This is a genomic window from Oleiphilus sp. HI0086, from assembly GCF_001635225.1.
Map to the genome: position 1 here is coordinate 1 of NZ_LWFZ01000382.1, position 571 is coordinate 571.

The following is a 571-nucleotide window of genomic DNA, read 5'->3' on the forward strand; positions in this document are numbered from 1 at the left end:
CAGTGACCGAGATCGCATGGCGGGCATCCAGCATGTTAAATGTGTGGGAAGCCTTAAGCACCAACTCATACGCTGGTAATGGCAAACCCTGGTCAATCATCTTCTGACTTTCAGCTTCACAGGTATCAAACTGTGCAAAAAGCGCATCAGTATTGGCGTGCTCAAAGTTGTAAGTCGACATTTCCACTTCGTTCTGGTGGAAAACATCGCCATAGGTCACATCACCATCTGGCCCATGCGCCCAGATTAAGTCATAAACGCTATCCACACCCTGAAGGTACATCGCGATACGTTCCAAACCGTAGGTAATTTCACCGGTTACCGGGTAACATTCGAGCCCGCCAACCTGTTGGAAGTAGGTGAACTGAGTTACCTCCATACCATTCAACCAGACTTCCCAACCCAAACCCCAGGCGCCTAGTGTAGGAGATTCCCAGTTATCCTCTACAAATCGAATATCGTGGACAGTGGTATCAATACCCATCGCCGCTAATGATTCAAGATAGAGTTCCTGAATATTCAAGGGTGAAGGCTTCATCACCACCTGGAATTGATAGTAATGCTGCAAACG

The 571-nt window shown here is 47.8% G+C and carries 1 protein-coding gene; it reads right to left on the reverse strand.

From position 1 onward, the window contains the following. On the reverse strand, nucleotides 1-571 hold a 571-nt coding region (locus A3756_RS04800; RefSeq protein ID WP_156490275.1), incomplete at both ends, for a glycine--tRNA ligase subunit alpha.